This is a genomic window from Methylobacterium sp. Gmos3, assembly GCF_056430985.1.
Window position 1 is genome coordinate 359,096 of the sequence record NZ_JBWJYL010000002.1, and the last position, 14,622, is coordinate 373,717.

16 protein-coding genes are annotated in these 14,622 nt (G+C 67.9%); 6 read left to right on the top strand and 10 right to left on the bottom strand.

Going from position 1 to position 14,622, the window contains the following annotated elements:
• Positions 1 to 4: 4 nt before the first annotated feature.
• The 3 genes from ACS5Q7_RS05225 to ACS5Q7_RS05235 all read right to left on the bottom strand — a co-directional run bounded on the left by ACS5Q7_RS05225 (position 5) and on the right by ACS5Q7_RS05235 (position 6,218).
• Positions 5 to 1,123 (bottom strand): phage tail tip lysozyme, encoded by a 1,119-nt coding sequence (locus tag ACS5Q7_RS05225; RefSeq protein WP_478338353.1) that lies wholly within the window; start codon positions 1,121 to 1,123, stop codon positions 5 to 7.
• 1 nt (position 1,124) lies between these two features.
• Positions 1,125 to 2,453: a tail fiber protein gene (locus tag ACS5Q7_RS05230; RefSeq protein WP_478338354.1), complete on the bottom strand. Its 1,329-nt coding sequence runs from the start codon at positions 2,451 to 2,453 to the stop codon at positions 1,125 to 1,127.
• A 159-nt stretch (positions 2,454 to 2,612) separates the two neighbouring features.
• Positions 2,613 to 6,218 (bottom strand): beta strand repeat-containing protein, encoded by a 3,606-nt coding sequence (locus tag ACS5Q7_RS05235; protein WP_478338355.1) that lies wholly within the window; start codon positions 6,216 to 6,218, stop codon positions 2,613 to 2,615.
• Positions 6,219 to 6,265: 47 nt separating this feature from the next.
• Here ACS5Q7_RS05235 and ACS5Q7_RS05240 point away from each other — a divergent pair, with 47 nt between their 5' ends.
• Positions 6,266 to 6,526 carry a hypothetical protein gene (locus ACS5Q7_RS05240; RefSeq protein WP_478338356.1) on the top strand — a complete coding sequence of 87 codons (261 nt, stop codon included), beginning with the start codon at positions 6,266 to 6,268 and terminating at the stop codon, positions 6,524 to 6,526.
• Between the two features lie 87 nt (positions 6,527 to 6,613).
• Here ACS5Q7_RS05240 and ACS5Q7_RS05245 read toward each other — a convergent pair whose 3' ends face one another.
• Both ACS5Q7_RS05245 and ACS5Q7_RS05250 read right to left on the bottom strand, forming a co-directional pair.
• The gene (locus ACS5Q7_RS05245) at positions 6,614 to 6,976 is read right to left on the bottom strand and encodes a hypothetical protein (RefSeq protein WP_478338357.1); all 363 of its coding nucleotides are present in this window, start codon (positions 6,974 to 6,976) and stop codon (positions 6,614 to 6,616) included.
• Positions 6,977 to 7,384: 408 nt separating this feature from the next.
• Positions 7,385 to 7,858, bottom strand: a complete 474-nt coding sequence (locus tag ACS5Q7_RS05250) for a hypothetical protein (RefSeq protein ID WP_478338358.1) — start codon at positions 7,856 to 7,858, stop codon at positions 7,385 to 7,387.
• A gap of 188 nt (positions 7,859 to 8,046) precedes the next feature.
• Here ACS5Q7_RS05250 and ACS5Q7_RS05255 point away from each other — a divergent pair, with 188 nt between their 5' ends.
• From ACS5Q7_RS05255 to ACS5Q7_RS05275, 5 genes are all read left to right on the top strand, one after another.
• Positions 8,047 to 8,235 (top strand): hypothetical protein, encoded by a 189-nt coding sequence (locus ACS5Q7_RS05255; RefSeq protein ID WP_478338359.1) that lies wholly within the window; start codon positions 8,047 to 8,049, stop codon positions 8,233 to 8,235.
• 32 nt (positions 8,236 to 8,267) lie between these two features.
• The gene (locus tag ACS5Q7_RS05260; protein WP_478338360.1) at positions 8,268 to 8,624 is read left to right on the top strand and encodes a hypothetical protein; all 357 of its coding nucleotides are present in this window, start codon (positions 8,268 to 8,270) and stop codon (positions 8,622 to 8,624) included.
• Positions 8,625 to 8,652: 28 nt separating this feature from the next.
• The gene (locus tag ACS5Q7_RS05265; protein WP_478338361.1) at positions 8,653 to 9,009 is read left to right on the top strand and encodes a hypothetical protein; all 357 of its coding nucleotides are present in this window, start codon (positions 8,653 to 8,655) and stop codon (positions 9,007 to 9,009) included.
• Positions 9,010 to 9,037: 28 nt separating this feature from the next.
• Positions 9,038 to 9,442 carry a hypothetical protein gene (locus ACS5Q7_RS05270; RefSeq protein ID WP_478338362.1) on the top strand — a complete coding sequence of 135 codons (405 nt, stop codon included), beginning with the start codon at positions 9,038 to 9,040 and terminating at the stop codon, positions 9,440 to 9,442.
• Between the two features lie 317 nt (positions 9,443 to 9,759).
• Positions 9,760 to 9,963, top strand: a complete 204-nt coding sequence (locus ACS5Q7_RS05275) for a hypothetical protein (RefSeq protein WP_478338363.1) — start codon at positions 9,760 to 9,762, stop codon at positions 9,961 to 9,963.
• 599 nt (positions 9,964 to 10,562) lie between these two features.
• Here the strand turns inward: ACS5Q7_RS05275 and ACS5Q7_RS05280 are convergent.
• The 5 genes from ACS5Q7_RS05280 to ACS5Q7_RS05300 are packed head-to-tail and all read right to left on the bottom strand — an operon-like array spanning position 10,563 to position 14,482.
• On the bottom strand, positions 10,563 to 12,752 hold the full coding sequence (locus ACS5Q7_RS05280) for an AAA family ATPase (RefSeq protein WP_478338364.1): 2,190 nt from the start codon (positions 12,750 to 12,752) through the stop codon (positions 10,563 to 10,565).
• A 45-nt stretch (positions 12,753 to 12,797) separates the two neighbouring features.
• Entirely contained in the window at positions 12,798 to 13,514 is a 717-nt protein-coding gene (locus tag ACS5Q7_RS05285; RefSeq protein WP_478338365.1) for a hypothetical protein, read from the bottom strand.
• A 27-nt stretch (positions 13,515 to 13,541) separates the two neighbouring features.
• Positions 13,542 to 14,030, bottom strand: a complete 489-nt coding sequence (locus ACS5Q7_RS05290) for a 3'-5' exonuclease family protein (RefSeq protein WP_478338366.1) — start codon at positions 14,028 to 14,030, stop codon at positions 13,542 to 13,544.
• Between the two features lie 24 nt (positions 14,031 to 14,054).
• Positions 14,055 to 14,318 carry a hypothetical protein gene (locus ACS5Q7_RS05295; protein ID WP_478338367.1) on the bottom strand — a complete coding sequence of 88 codons (264 nt, stop codon included), beginning with the start codon at positions 14,316 to 14,318 and terminating at the stop codon, positions 14,055 to 14,057.
• Positions 14,315 to 14,482, bottom strand: a complete 168-nt coding sequence (locus tag ACS5Q7_RS05300; protein WP_478338368.1) for a ribbon-helix-helix protein, CopG family — start codon at positions 14,480 to 14,482, stop codon at positions 14,315 to 14,317. Before ACS5Q7_RS05300 ends, ACS5Q7_RS05295 begins: the two co-directional genes overlap by 4 nt.
• Between the last annotated feature and the right edge of the window lie 140 nt (positions 14,483 to 14,622).

Genomic DNA, 14,622 nt, shown 5'->3' on the forward strand with positions numbered 1-14,622 from the left:
ACCGCTACCTTGGGATCAGCTTGTCGAGACCGAACGGCAGGGTGATGGGCCCGCTCTGAGGCGCGCCGCTGTTGTCGATGCCCTCGCGCACCCGCTCGACGGCGGCGCCGATCAAGCCCGTGCTCTTGGCTGCCGTGTAGACGTTGAAGGCGACGATCAGCAGCGGAAGCGTCCCCGGCGGCAGGAAGCCGACCGCGAGGTTGAGCGGGAAGGGCAGGTCCGGGTTGGTCGTCCAGCCCTGGGCCAGCGCCACGCCGAACGCGCCCAGAGCCGACAGGATCGAGGCGATCGACGCGAAGGTGATCTTGCGGCCCGTCACCACGCCCGGATTGCCGGCGACGGCGAGATCCTTGGCCGTGATGTTGGCACGGGCCGGAGCGATGCGGGCGCGATTCGCGTCATCGGCCAGCAGGGCGCGCGTCTGGGGGCCATAGTGGCCGTCCGGCACGATGGCGGGGTTCGAGGCGGCGGCCTGCTCCTGCAGCGCCTTGATCGCGGCCGTGGTGCGCTCGCCCCACTTGCCGTCCGCCAGCCCGACGATGTGGTAGCCGAGGTCGACGAGCCGCTGCTGGATCGCGCGAACCTCGAAGGCCGGCAGCGCGTCCTCGGACCAGCGGCCGGGGGCGGGCTTGGGCACGGCGGGGACGTCGGGGGTGACAGCCGGGGCGGGCCCAACTCCCGTCGTCAGGAGGGCATAAGCCCGCCGCGCTGAAGCCAGCCGCTTGTCGAGATGCGGCACGCCGGGCCGCAGGTACTTCGTGCAGACGACGGTGGCGGCCTGGTCGACGGTCGTGCAGGCCCGCAGGGCGCGCAGAGCGTTCGCCTCGGCGCCCTGAAGCTCCTGCGCCATGAAACGGTAGTTCGCCTCGTCGGCGTTGGGCTTGAGCCCGTTCGTAGCGCACCACGCCTCGAACTGGCGACGCCGCGGTCCGGTCCATTGCATCCAGCCGTAGCCGCCGCGCGAGCCCGCGACGACGGGGCTGATCTCCTGCAGCGTGTTGTAGCCGGCGCTCTCGACGTCGCCATTGCCGAACAGGCCCGCGACCGCGACCTGCGGCAGGGCGAGATCGGCCGCCGCCCGCTGGCCGTAAGTGGCGATGATGGTGGGAAGCCGGGACTGCATCTCAGACACCCGCGAAGATGATGAAATTCGAGACTGCGGCCGGGGGGACGATGCTGAAGGGCGTGCCGCCGCCGGGGTTGTCGATGCTGCCGAAGCTGAAGGTCTGCGGACCCGGGGCGACCGTGGCCTTGCCCACCACGCCCTGCCACACGTCCCCGACCGGCGTGCCTCCAGCGCCGGACGATGCTGCGATCAGATTGGCGCGCGTCTCATACTGATGCTGCGGGTAGCTCACCGTGATCTGACCGCCACCGGGAAGGGTCGCCGGCAGATTGGCGGTCGTGAGGGTGGTGCGGTCCCGGCCAGCGCTGACGCCGCCGATTCCACTCGCCGACGAGTACGCGAGGTTTCCGCCGTCGAGCGGCGCCGCCAGCCGCCCGGCCGCCGTGCCGCCCATGTCGTCACGCCCGAAAGCCACCCGTCCCCGGCGGTCGGGCAGCGAAAAGGTCGTCGACCCGTCGCCCTGTCCGTAGGGCAGAAGCCGAACCGACGCCGCCACCGCAGAGGCGGTCGCAGGGGCGCTCAAGGTCAGGTTGCCGTCGACATCGATGACCAAGTAAGCGCCGCGCGGAATGCCCGGCCCTTCGACGATGGCGCCACGCAGGCCTATGTTCCGAACGGACCGCGAGGCGTTGGCGAAGACCGTGGACCCCGCCGTGATGTCGACCTGAAACGCCATGGAGACGGCCTGGAACAGGTCGGCGTAGGTGGTGCGGGACACCGCCTGCCCGGCGGCGTAAAGCCAGCCGCTCGGCGGGGTCAGACCCGAAAAGTCGACCACTGCGCCGATCGGCATGAGGCCGAAGCCGGGCGCGGCCTTGGCGCGCGTCACGGTGGCGTCGCCTAACTCGTCCGTCCCGATTGCGCCGGGGGCCATGGCGCGCCGCGTCACGGCATCGTCGGCCAGGGCAGATGGGCCCACTCCTCCGGCGGCGATCGTCACCGCCTGGGACAGGTCTGCGACGAGCGTCCAGTTCGTGCCGTCGTCGGTGTTTGGGTCGATGCCGGCGTTGCCGTTGAGCGCCTGCCACACGCTGTAACCGCGCGTGACCGTGTCGTCCTCAAGGTAGAGCGCCGTCGAATCCCAGGGCCGGGCCGCGCCCACCCCTACGAGGAGATCGGCGGCAAGCGCGCTTCGGGTGACGCTGCCGTTGGCGATCTTGCCGTCCGCCCGGACGACGGCGCTGATCTTCGCGGCGAGCGCGTTGACGGCGTTGTTCGTCTGGTCGAGGTCGGCATCGATCTGCGTGCCGGGGAAGCTGTCGTCACCTTGCGACTGCTGGAAGGCAGTGAAGGACGCGAGGCGCTGTATGGCGGCGATGAGCGACATGGCGTCCGATCTGTACGCCGACCGTCAGACATAAACAAGACGGCGCCGAAGCCGCTATGCCTCGGCGCCGCTAGTCGTCATCAAGGAGGAAACGCCCGCCACCCTCGGCGGGACATCGGACGAAATAGCCCGGTGCTGTCTGACGGTCAACACAAGCAGCTAAGCCGCGAGTGCCGCTGCCTTCTGCGCCACAAACAACGCGAGCGGCCCCTTGACCAAGCCGCCCAAGGCCGCATGGCCCGCATCGAGCGGATGCGAGTAGTCGTAGGCCACGTTGCTGTAAGTGGCCGACGCCTGATCGCCTGGGGCGTATTCCAGGCGGTAGGTGCCAGCGCCCCCGGTCCCCGTGATCGCCTCGGCTACGCGAACCGGGATACTGGCGCCGACCGACAGCACGAGGTTCGAGACGATCTTGCCTGCCGACACGCTGTCGACCGAGAGAACGTCTCCGGTGATGGAGCCGGTCAGCGTGGTCGCGTTCGGCGGGAACAGCGGCGAGGAGCCGATAGCGCCTGACGGGACGATCGGCGCGGTGAACGCCGTGGTCTGCGTGGTCGCACCCATCCACCGCTGGTTGCCGGTGTTGACGTCGATGAAGCCCGCGAGCGGGTCTGCGTCGAAGGCCGTGATGAAGGCGTTGCGCAGGATCGCGATGTAGGAGGAGGACTGCTGTTCCGGGGGCGCCGCGAAGCCGACCTCGAACGTGATGAGGCTATCGAGCGCGGCGTAGCGTGCGCGGCGCAACCCGAGCAGGGTCCAGTTGCCGAGGGCGGCAGTGCCGTTGAGGAAGTTGCCGTTCTCGTTGGCGAACTTCTGCGCTCCGGTCCATACGGAGGTGTATCCGGGGACCGCACTGTCGTTGATCGTGCCGTGGAACGTTACGATGTCCCGCCGCCCGAAAGATGTCACCTCGTCGTACCCATAGGGGTTGGAGGCCACACGATCCGGGAGCTTGCCCTGCTGCCCGGAAGTGCCCGCCGAGTAGGAGAAGGCGTTCTGGCGGTGGCCACCGTTTTCGGAATGAAGGGAGCCGAAGGTCCCCTCCATCATAACGTGGCCGGAAGTGCCGAGCGTTTGATCGAACGCGCCCTGACCCCAGATGAAGCTGTCGCCGATGTCGTAGTGGGTCGGGCGAGCATCAGCATAGGGCGCCACGGTCGCGCCGCTCTCGACGTTCAGGCCCGTAATTGTGTTCAAAAACGGTACGAAAATCGCGACTGCGCGCTTGTTCGCGCCTGGATACGCAGTGTTGAATTGAACATCGAAGTACGAAGTCTGCGACTTGTATCCCATCTGCCGGGACGTCGCTTTGTACCACTGCGGGACGACGCTATCCGCATCGTCCGTGTAGACAATTAGCACTTGGTTCGCCCCGGTCAGGTTTGTTCCCGAGTACGCCAACTTGAAGTCGAAATGCGAACCGATACTACCCGTAAACACAAACGCCTTCGACATGCCGTTGCCGTAGGTGTTGCTTCCGAGACCCGCCGTCGTATCGGCGTAGATGTTCGCCCCGTTGGCGATGCCAGGGGTAGCGTTACCGCCGGGGCCGGACCCAAAGTTGTAGGCCGCCGTCAGCGCGATGGCCCCGCCTGCCGCCAGCGATCGGCTGTTAACCGTCGAGGCGCCGAGGTTGATCGACAGGGTGGGCGGCGTCGGCGCGACCACGAGGGCCTTCCGGTTGGCGTTCGCGGCAACCAGCTTGCTCGCCGTCGCCTTCGCCAGGGCGGTAGGCACGACCGGCGCCGGGACGATGAGGATCTGGGCCGTCGAGACGGACGTGGTGCTGTCCGACTTGAGCTCGGTGATGGTGAGGGTGCGGACGGTGAGCTGCGTGACCACGGGGGCTGTGCCAACGGCCAGAGGATAGCCCTTGTTGTCCGCGCCCACGGTGATCGTCTCGCCCCCATCCGAGGACACCCGCAGCACCGACGTGGTGGCGTAGCCCGCGTTGATCGCGAACAGCATCGGGTCGCCCGAGAAGAACAGGCGGCCGGAGGGCCGAAGGTTGCCGGTGAAGGCCGCGAGCACGATGGCCGGGCTGTTTTTGGCCGTGCCGCTCGTCGGCGTCTCGGTCAGGGCGTTGGCCGTCGAGCCCGCCGCGCCCGTGCCGTCCCACGAATAGGTCCGCGCCGCCGAGTTGACCGTGAGCCCGGCCAAGTTGCTCGTGATGGTCGAGCCGGGCGTCGCGCCATTGATGATGCCCGAGGACGCCAGCCCGTTGGTGAGCAGGCCCGAGGTGTAGATCGTGTTGAGGGCCTGCGCCGCCGCGACTGGCGTGGTAGACGCCTCGCTCGACTGCGCACCCTCGCCGGCCGAGTTCACGGCCGAGAGCGAATAGTAATAGGTCGTCCCATTCGTTAACCCCGTGTCGACGTAGGGGCTGGCCGTCGAGATCGTCCCGACAAGTGCGCGCGAGCCCGACACGGTGCCGCGATAGAGCTTGTGGCTGGTGATCGCGGCGCCGTTACTGGCGCCATCGGTCCAGGCGATCGAGACCTGCCCACTGCCAGGCGTCAGCGTGATCGTCGGCGCGGCGGGCGCTGTGGCCGCAGCAGCGCTGACCGTCACCGACCGGCTGAAGCTCGCTGTCGCGCCCGCGCTGTCCGTGACGGTATAGGTGGCGGTGTAACTGCCAGCGGTCGTGTAGGCGCCGCTCGTCAGGCCGGTCGTGGCGTTGGTGATGGAGCGCCCCGGCGGCAGGCCCGTCGCGGCGACCGAATAGGGCGCCGTGCCGCCGGCAATGGTCGGCGTGAACGTGGCGGTGTCGCCGACGCTCGCCGTGCCGGCCGCGCCCGAAATCGAGAGTGGAGAGGGCGCCGCTGCGGTGCCGGCCGCCACGGCGATCGCGCCGTTCGTCGTGTTCGGACTGTTCATCGCCCCCGCCAGGGTCTCGACGAGGTTGACCGGACCCGGCGTGGTCGGCGTCCCGGTGACGTAGGCGCCAGAGACCGACAGCCCGGCCGCGCCCGCGCCGGTCAGCGCCAGCGACGAGCCCGCCGTGAGCCCATTGATCCTGGCGCTGAAGGACAAGCCCACTCGCCCCGAGGTGAACAGCGGCGTGAGGGTGTTCAGCGTCGGCGCGCCGCCTGCGGCGCTGACGACGAGCGAGAGCCCCGAGAGCGTCGCCGACCCGGAACTGTCCGTGACGGTAATGCCAAGGGTCGACGTGCCGGCGGTCGTCGGCGTGCCCGAAATCGTGCCCGAGGTCGTCGAGAACGACAGGCCCGTAGGCAGGGTGCCGGTCGTGCTGTAGGTCTTCGTGCCGGACCCGCCGCTGACGGTGGGCGTGAAGCTGTAGGGCGTCCCCACTGTGGCGGCCGGAGGCGTGCCGCTGATCGTCAGCGCGGGCGTCACGTCGGCGACCTGGGCGTTCGTCGCGTCGTAGAAGTGCGTCCCGCGCCCGTAGAGCAGCTTGTTCAGGTCGGTGTCGAAGTAGAAGACCACGCCGGTCGCTGGAATCGGCGGTCGCTGGTTCGACGGCCCGGAGCCCGCCGCGCCGCCGCCGGAATAGGGCAGGACCGTCACGGCGGTCGAGAAGTTCAGGGCCCGCCCGTAGGCGCGCTGCCCGCTGTTACCGAGGACCGGCACGCCGGATTCGCTCCGGCTCGACACGGTGATGCCCGGAACGTCGAGGGTCGACGGCATCGCGTCCGCGACGACAACGAGGGCGGGCTGCCGATCGTCCAGGGTCAGCACCGTCAGGGGGACGGGGCCGAGATCGACCCACACGCGGCTCGTCAGGCTGGTCCGGGTCATCGCCATGAGATAGCTTCCTTAGTGCTGCACAAACCGCGCTCTTGAGGCTGCCTGTGAGATCCCTGCTGCTCGTCCTGTCGGCGTTCGTGCTCGCCGGGTGTCAGACCCGTGCCGAGCGCACCGAATCCACAGAGCGCTCATGGCTTGGAAAGTCCGTCCGCGACTATGCTGCCGCTCACTCCCTCGCTCCGACCAAGATCGACGCGACGACCTACATTTTCGGCCCGCCTGCGGCCCTGTCGGCCTGCCGCCGAACAGTCACCACCGAACCGGACGGGCAGACGATCCGAGAGATCGTCTGGAACAACTGCTGATCTGAAAAGGGCCCCGCCAGTCCGCAGACTGGCAGAGCCCCGCATCCGGCCCCCGGACCCTGGAAGGCAAGGGCCGGATCCCGTGGATCAGACGGCCGGAGCCGGGGCGACCTCGCCGGTCCCGCTGATATTCGTCGCGGCGCCGTTGGCGGCGGGCTTCTCCAGCGAGGACGTCACCGCCTCGACGGTCGAGCGCAGCGTGGAAATCTCGTCGAGGATCGGGTCGAGATCCTTCGGATCGATGCCGTTGGAGCCGGAGTTCTCGCCGACGCGGGCGACGAGGCTGTCGACGGACGCCTTGGCGCCGTCGAGGGCCTGCTTGAGATCGGAAACGGAAGCCATGACGAGCCCTTCGATGGCGTTGCGGAAGCTCGGGGAGTCGAGCAGGCCGACGACAAGCGCCTCGGCCTCATGCTCCAGAGCTGCGGCGGTGAGTGGGAAGCGCGGCATGGCGGACGATGTGTCCGATTTTCACGATTTGTCAAGTGACGTATCAGACATCGCCAATACGGGCCCACGCCCCCGTGTTGCCGGCGGCGTAAACGCATAGCTGAATCGGCACTTGCGGAAGACCTGAGCGACTTTTCGGCTGAGCGGCGCGTCGGACAATATGTCCGGTTCGACTTTTCGGCGAAATTTTGTACGCGCGCCCGGCTCGGTCTCCGTCACGCGGTTTTGGGCGTAGCCGGGGGCCGGGCCCGGCCTTCGGCCGGCGGCCAGCCGCCCGCCGTCGAGCCGGCCCGGGGCCTCGATCGCCCCGCCAGCCCCGTCCGCCGCGTGATATAGTATCTCTAGTACTATCCGATACCCAACGATTGCAGATACTTAGCGCGTGCACAAGCCCTTTTTGAGCGCAAATCAGTCGAAAAGGCCTTCCGGCTCCGGCGACGGCAAGGCGATGGCCTGGCCCTCGATCACGGGCGCGTCGAGCTCCCGCAGATAGGCCAGCGCGCGATCTTTCGCGGCCGAGAGCTCGGCCCGCGTCATCTCTGACAGCGGCTTGTCGAGCCCATTCCCGTCGATCACGCCCATCCGCGTCATCTCCGCGAGCGTCCGGGCCGCCGCGATCCGCGGATTCTTGGGCGCCTTCTCGTCTCTGGCGATCTCCAAAAGCGTGTTCACCGCGACGGGCACGCCCTCTGAGTAGAGGCGGACGAGCACGCCTTCGCGGATCGCGGCGATCACCTCCGGCCGCCGGACGAGCTTGGACGCGGATGGCCGTGGATGCGCATATCCGGCCTTTTCGGCCGAATAAACCGGGTCGGCAGACGCGACCATGTGCTCAATAAACGAACGCTCTTGTTCGGTTAGCCGTCCAGATTGATCGGGCATGTTTCCGCCTCGGCTGCAAGGTTTACGGTGTAAACCGTTTATCGCAAGCGGACTGTTGCCGCGTCAACCCGCCCGACAAAATGTCCGCCCGGCTCGCATAATTTCGGACAAAATGTCTGTTGAGGGGTTGACGGCACAGCTTGTTCAGACAAAATGTCCGTCGTCACCACACGCAACGGACACACGCCATGACCCACTACAGCGTCACCTTCCGCGATCTCTCCGGCGACCTGACCGGCATCGTCCTGACCGGCTTCCGCGACGGCGTCGCCGTCTCCCGGATGAACTACGCGGCCGTGAAGTCCTCCGCGATCATGCCGACCCTCAACACGATCCGCCGGCACTTCCTGGCGGTCGGCATCATCGAGGCGCGCTAAGCGCCTCCCCCTCTCACGACAGGACACCCACCATGACCTTCCACCACGCCAAGCCCCGCCCCTTATTATCGGTATCTCCGCGCAAGGCCTTCCGCACCTGGTATCGCGCGTGTCGGGCATCCACTGAGGACGCACCGGCCGCGGCGCTAATCGTTCACGAAAACGACGACCTTGGCCTCGTCTTTCGCCACGGAATGCTCTGCAGCGAATGGAACGGCATCCGCCGCGTCAGCTACCAGCCGACGAGCTTCGTTCTAGGCCTTGTCACGCTCGACGAAACACGTCTGGCGGACAAGGCCTATCGCCGTTGCGCTATCGGCTCGTCCCGCAACTACCGCATCCACGGCACGACGCGCGACTGCCCAATTCCGCTCGTCCCGTCTGTCTGATCCGTCACCCGACACAGGAGCAACCACCATGCCCGCCATCATCTACGATCAACACGACAAGGCCTTCCGCGGCGTGTCCGCTTTCGTTGTCCTGAGAGACGGCAAGCGTGTCGCCACCGTCGCGATCCGCCGCGTGTCCAGCGTCACCGCCTTCGTCCACTGGATCGGCGTCGAAATGGTCAAAGGCGTCGCCCATGGCGGCGGCTACGACATGGCGTCCGCCGCGTGCGGCGCCGCCGCGCGCAAGATCCCGGATGACATCTCCGGCCGCGCTGGCGACGCCGAGACCCGGCAAGCCTTCGTCGACGCTTTGCACGACAAGGACGGCCGTCGCTGGCACGACCGTCTAACCGACGCCGGCTTCCAAGTCGTGCAAGCCGTCTGATCCGTCACCCGACACAGGAGCAACCATCATGCGCAAGCCCAAGCAACCCGCCCGTAACGCCTGGATCAAGGCCTCGTCGTGGTACGGTAAAGCCGTCGCCAACGACCGCGCCGCCGAAGCACGCCAGTTCCGCCAAGGCGCACGCCCGAAGTCGCCGCGCGCCAACGCGCAAGCGGTTCAATACGCCCGTTGGCTGGCCACGCGAGACGGCGTTTCACTGCCCGAGCACACGGAAGGCTATGTCGTGTGGCGCGAGACGGTGCACGGCTGGCGACCCCGCGAAGTCGCTTTATGGGCCGTGCAGGTCGACACCTACGGCTGCCGTCGCGGCCGTATCGGCTCCGCTCCCGTCGCGGAGGTGAAGCTGCCGAATTGGGGTGCGGCCTGGGATGTCGTCGAGGATCTCTCCGACGCGCACGCGATCGCCGCCTAACTCGTCTGATCTGTCGCCTGACGCAGGAGCCATCACGCCATGACCCGTTCCGCCCTTCTCCTTCCCGTCGCCGAGTTCCTGGCCGCCACCACGGCGGGTCTCGCCTTCATCGCCGTCGCCGTCGCCATGGGCGTCCTATGATCTGGCTCATCGTGGCGCTTGCCGTGTGCGCCCTGTTCGCCCTGCCGTTCGTGCTGCTCGCACGCCTCGTCGAGTGGTTCGTTCACCGCTAGCCCCGACACCCGCTAGACCTGCCAAGCCGCCCCGCCCCGGGGCGGCTTTTTCGTTTGCGCCGTCCCGCGTGCTAGAGCTGGCGAATGGACAAGATGTCTTTCATCGCCGTTGGCGCCGTCGCCGGGACGATCCTCGCAACGCCCATGGTGCGCGCCATGCTCGATCTACCCGTCACGGCAACGGGCGACCCGGCGCACGACATCGGCCGCATGGTCGGCGCCGCGGCCGTGGGCGCGCTTGTCGGCTGGCTCGCCTGGCGCTGGCGCAACGGACGCACCGTCCGATAGCCGCCAAATTTGACCGTACACGGCCGCCGCGGCGTCCGATGCTGTCTGATAGCCGCCCGCCCCGCCGCGGCCGATGGCGTGTCCATTCTGCGAAGTCTAGCGGCATCCGTCGCGTCGGGGTCCGGCCGTGGCGTGTCCGCGCGGCGCACGGCGGGCACGGCCGCCGGCCTAGGCGCCCGCAGCCGCCCCGGCGCGGCGCGCCCCGAGAGGCCGGGGCTTGGGCGCTATCACGTGACGAACCCAATCCTGACTCCGGGAAAGGCGTTGGAAAATCTTATCGGACGTTTTGTCCGCCGCGTGACTGATCGGGAAAGGCGTTGGAAATTCCGATCCGACGCAAAGTGCAACGTGCAAAACGGGCGGGCTCCCTGCGCTGGGGAGGACACCCCTAAAGGGGTGGTCCCGCCCCTAGCTGCGGTCTGGGGTTGCCGGGGGTCGATCTTGCACTTCGTTGCACTTTCTTGCACTTTTGCTAATTCGTTGATTTCGTTGCATCTTGCAGTCTTGCACTTCCGTTGCACTTCGTTGCACTTTCGAGTGCAACGGCCATCTTGCACTTCGTCTTGCACTTCCGTTGCACTTCTTGCACTTTGCCGATCTCAGTCGAAAAGGCCCTCGTCGGACGTTTTGTCTGGCGTTTCGTCATCCTTGATCGGATGCAACAGCGGCGTCGCCTCGACAGTCACGGACGTTTTGTCGGACGGCTTCCACAACCCCCGATCGACCTTTACGGCGAGCCGTTTCGCCACGAGGTTCATCACCATCGTGCGCACGACGCCGCGGTTCATGCGGCCCTCAAGGGCCTCCACGATCTCCTCGACCTTCACGCCGCCCCGGTCGTTGTCTGCCGTCTCAGAACAGGCTCGCAATGCCGCCAAGACCTCACCTTCCCGCGCCGTTGCCGTCCCGGGTGGCGCCGTCTCCACGGTGGCCGTCAGCACGCATACCGCCGACCCCACGGCCGCCCCGTCCTCGTCCTTCCACAGCGAGACCGGCTTCAGCGCGAAACCGGACTGCCACGAGCGCGGAAGATCCCGCTGCTTCGTCACGGCGATGCGCCCCTCGGCGACCTCGATCTCGGTGTCGGTCGCCGCGCGCAGCAGCGAATGGCCGCGAGCGCCCTTGGCGGCGTCCTTGCCCGTGTGGTGGACGACGAGGAGATGGGCTTTCGTCGCCGCGCGGAGCCTGTCGAGGTGCTTGACCATCCGCCCCATGTCGTCCGAGGCGTTCTCGTTGCCGCCCGCCAGGGCCCGGGAGAATGTGTCGAGGACGATCAGCGCCAGATCGGGCAGCGTGCGCAGCAGCGCGATCAGCGGCTCCAGATCGGCGTTCGGATCGAACAGGTCGACAGGGGACAGGACGAAGTCGAAGGATGGGCACGCCCCGAGATCCTTCGAGAGCGCCGCGGCGCGGAGCGTGACGCCGACGCCACCCTCGGCGGCGATGTAGGCGACATGGCCCTGCGTCGTCTTCATGCCCGCGAAGTCCAGCCCCTTGGCGACGTGGTAGGCGAGCAGGAGCGCCACGAATGTCTTGCCGACGTTGCTGTCGCCGTAGAGTACCGTCATGGCGCCCTGGTCGAGCAGGCCCTTGACCAGCGGCTTGCGGCCCGCCGTGCGCGCCAGCGTGACCGCTTCGTTGAACGCCGTCAGCGAGAGCGTGACCCGGGCCGGCGCCTCGATCTGCGGGAACGCCGACACGTCGATCTCCTCGTCGTCCGGGATGGGTCCTAACAGGCTCCGGTCGCGCTCCGTGCGATCCTCCACCGCCGCCACGGCGCGTGCCCAGTCCCGCGCCAGCATCCTTGGCGTGAACACCCCGGAGGACGGGTGGAAGTGTTCCTGGGCGAAGGCCACGAAGCCGAAGTCGTTGACGTCGTAGTCCGGTCGGCGGCCCGCCATCTCGATCGCCAGGGCGAAGCGCCACGCAGAGGCCGTGCCGTCTCCCGGCGGCGGATCGAGGTCGCCCGCCAGCACGGCGCGGAAGCGCGGCGCGGCCTTGGCGTGTGCCCGGGTCCGCTCGGCCAGGGAAGCGGGCGGCGGCGTCGAGGCGACGGTGTCGAAGTCCAGCTCCTCCAGCGCCGCGCGTATCGCAGGCTCGGAATCGGACAGATCGGACGCGGCGACCGGCGGGTAGACCGCCGTGATCTCGTCCAGGCTGTAGCGCCGCTCAGACGTGAAGACGAGGCGGGCCGGACCGCCGTGCAGGCCTTTGGCGAGCTTGCGCGCGTTCGGCCAGTTCATCGTGCCCGGCAGGCGCAGGATCCGGTCCGCGTTGTGGCAGGCATCGCCGCCCAGCGCCGCGGCCAGCCCGCGGTTGGCGTCCTCGGCGTCGCGGAGGTGGCGCCCGTTCTCTGCCTTGGCATCCAGCGGCGCGTCGAGGAAGTAGAGGACGTGGACGCCGTTGCCGCTGGTGAGGATGGCGGACGGCGGGAGTGGGCCCGTTTCGAGAACTTTCACCCGGGCGAGCAGGTCGTCGAGGGATTCGCCGGGGCGCGGATCGATCTCGGCCCACAGCGCGCGGATGGCGTCGAGGTGATCCTTGCGCAGCTTCGTGTTCGGCGCGTGCGGACCGGGCCGGTTGACGCTGTAATAGAGATGCCAGCCCGCGTGCGCGTCGAGCCACGCCGGCAGGTCGGCGTCGTCGATGCTCTCGAACAGCCGCGAGGCGATCTCCTCCTCGTCCTGGCTGATCGCGGTGAGGTGGACTTGCCCGCCGGACGGATCCAGGCGGGCGAGGAAGTCGAGCACCTGCGACAGGGCGATGGGCGAGCGGGGTTGGGCGTTCATCGGCCTGCGGGGTGGCTGGAGGTGTCGGGTGACGGATCGGACGGCTCAGTCGTCCTTGAGCGCATCGCGCCGGGCAGCGCCTTCCGCCCGGTCCCACGCCTCGTCCTGCCGCCGTTCGGCCTCCCGCTTCAGGTGCACCTCGGCCGCGTCCATCAGGCTCTCGCACAGCGCCCGCGCGAATGGGATCTGCCCCTCCTCGTTTGCCGGGAAGCACTCGGGCAGCCACCGCCGCGTGAACTCTAGCATGTCCAGGAGCGAGCCGGCGGCCTCGTCCGAGCCTCCCGCGATGTCGGCGGCCAGCGCCTTCGAACGCGCGGTCAGGGCATCCGCAATCTGCTCGCCTGCGGGCTTGGCTGAGATGCCGAGCAGGTCGAGAATCAGGCGGCGAGCGTCATCGAAGATGCAGTTGTTCCCCTCATCACCCATGCCGCTGTACGGACCCGCCTCCAGATCACGCATCAGCGCCTCAATGCGCGACATGCGCGCCGCTGGCTCCTTGGGCGGACGCGGCGGTACGGCGCCGACGCCGAGCGACACGACCGGATGCGTCGTGCCGATGATGCCGAGTTGCAACGGCGCGCCGAGCTTCAAATGCTCGATCTCGATAGCGCTCGGCTTCCATTCCGAGACCATCTTGTTGACGCCTGCGGCGAAGATCTCGTCGCGGATGGGCAGGGCCCCGCATTCTCCATCGCGCTCTGGGTTCCAATCTTGCGGGGCTCCGAACACGCGGGTGCGGCCGGCGATGTCGACGATGTCCATGATGCTCTCCTGTTGTCGGGTGACGGATCAGACGGCGTGATGCTGAACGGACGGCTGTGCTTCCGTCAGCAGCCGGTGCGCCTCGCGGCACCATAGCGCATCGGCCATTGCGTCATGCGCACCCTTGTTCTCGGGCAGCTTCACGTCGGGCCGCTCGACGCGGATCTGCTGCACATCGCGGCAGAACATCGGCCAGCCCTTCGGCAGGTCGATCATCCGGCCGTAAAGCTGGCACAGCGCGACCCAATCGTAGTCGGCGTAGTAGGCCCAGAACTCGGGCTCGGGGCCGACGAAGGCCAGGATCTCGTCGGCGATGACGCGGCGAACCTTGACGCGGTCGCCGCCACGCAGGTGCGGCATCACATTCGCAACCAACCACGGGTCGCACCCGCAGTATAACTTTGCGCTTCGCGTCTCAGCCGCGTAGCGGGCCCCGTCCTCACGCACGAGGGCGATGCTGATGAGCTCGATCGTCCGGCCGTTCTCGTAAAACTCAGTGTCGAAGAAGACGCGCATGGTTCCTCCTGTGGTGGGCTTGGGTCAGTCGAACAGGCTCTCAGTCGGCTCCTCGACCGCCGCCGAAGCCTCCGGTTCGATCCGGTCTATCGCGGCTGCGATGGGCGAGACGGCCGGGCCGGGGAACGCCCGCTCCCAGGCCTCGGCCTCCGTGGCGCCGACGAAGGTGAAGCTCTGGCCGTCGTCGAGGATTTCGAGCGTCACGGTGCCCGCAGGCTCCAGGGCGTAGACGGCGAAGCCGAGGTTGGGCGCGGCCGTGCGCGCCTCGTCGATCGAGCGCGGCGTCATGCGCACCGCTCCTGCGCGCCAGGGCCGAGACCCTGATGGACGAGCCGCGCGACCATGCCGGAGCGTGAGACACCCTCGCGCTTGGCGGCGGCGTCGATCTCCTTGATCGTGTCGGGGTTCAGGCGGATCGAGACGCGCTTCACGCCTCGCGCTTGCCGGTTCATCAGCGCCTCCTTAGCGGCGCCGCTACGGCGCCGTAGTGGCACCGTTATCGTCCGATCCGTCCGCCGACGTCAAGCCGATTTGTCTGCCGATTGTCCGATCTGTATGGTGCGCAGCACGCCCGCAGCAGCCGGACCGTCAG

What these genes read in the sequence shown, in the direction of transcription:
- ACS5Q7_RS05265 (WP_478338361.1), top strand. Translation starts at nt 8,653, where the DNA reads ATGCCCGCCATCATCTACGATCAACACGACAAGGCCTTCCGCGGCGTG.
- ACS5Q7_RS05245 (WP_478338357.1), bottom strand. Translation starts at nt 6,976, where the DNA reads ATGCCGCGCTTCCCACTCACCGCCGCAGCTCTGGAGCATGAGGCCGAG.
- ACS5Q7_RS05230 (WP_478338354.1), bottom strand. Translation starts at nt 2,453, where the DNA reads ATGTCGCTCATCGCCGCCATACAGCGCCTCGCGTCCTTCACTGCCTTC.
- ACS5Q7_RS05275 (WP_478338363.1), top strand. Translation starts at nt 9,760, where the DNA reads ATGGACAAGATGTCTTTCATCGCCGTTGGCGCCGTCGCCGGGACGATC.
- ACS5Q7_RS05235 (WP_478338355.1), bottom strand. Translation starts at nt 6,218, where the DNA reads ATGGCGATGACCCGGACCAGCCTGACGAGCCGCGTGTGGGTCGATCTC.
- ACS5Q7_RS05225 (WP_478338353.1), bottom strand. Translation starts at nt 1,123, where the DNA reads ATGCAGTCCCGGCTTCCCACCATCATCGCCACTTACGGCCAGCGGGCG.
- ACS5Q7_RS05295 (WP_478338367.1), bottom strand. Translation starts at nt 14,318, where the DNA reads ATGACGCCGCGCTCGATCGACGAGGCGCGCACGGCCGCGCCCAACCTC.
- ACS5Q7_RS05250 (WP_478338358.1), bottom strand. Translation starts at nt 7,858, where the DNA reads ATGCCCGATCAATCTGGACGGCTAACCGAACAAGAGCGTTCGTTTATT.
- ACS5Q7_RS05260 (WP_478338360.1), top strand. Translation starts at nt 8,268, where the DNA reads ATGACCTTCCACCACGCCAAGCCCCGCCCCTTATTATCGGTATCTCCG.
- ACS5Q7_RS05280 (WP_478338364.1), bottom strand. Translation starts at nt 12,752, where the DNA reads ATGAACGCCCAACCCCGCTCGCCCATCGCCCTGTCGCAGGTGCTCGAC.
- ACS5Q7_RS05300 (WP_478338368.1), bottom strand. Translation starts at nt 14,482, where the DNA reads ATGAACCGGCAAGCGCGAGGCGTGAAGCGCGTCTCGATCCGCCTGAAC.
- ACS5Q7_RS05255 (WP_478338359.1), top strand. Translation starts at nt 8,047, where the DNA reads ATGACCCACTACAGCGTCACCTTCCGCGATCTCTCCGGCGACCTGACC.
- ACS5Q7_RS05270 (WP_478338362.1), top strand. Translation starts at nt 9,038, where the DNA reads ATGCGCAAGCCCAAGCAACCCGCCCGTAACGCCTGGATCAAGGCCTCG.
- ACS5Q7_RS05290 (WP_478338366.1), bottom strand. Translation starts at nt 14,030, where the DNA reads ATGCGCGTCTTCTTCGACACTGAGTTTTACGAGAACGGCCGGACGATC.
- ACS5Q7_RS05285 (WP_478338365.1), bottom strand. Translation starts at nt 13,514, where the DNA reads ATGGACATCGTCGACATCGCCGGCCGCACCCGCGTGTTCGGAGCCCCG.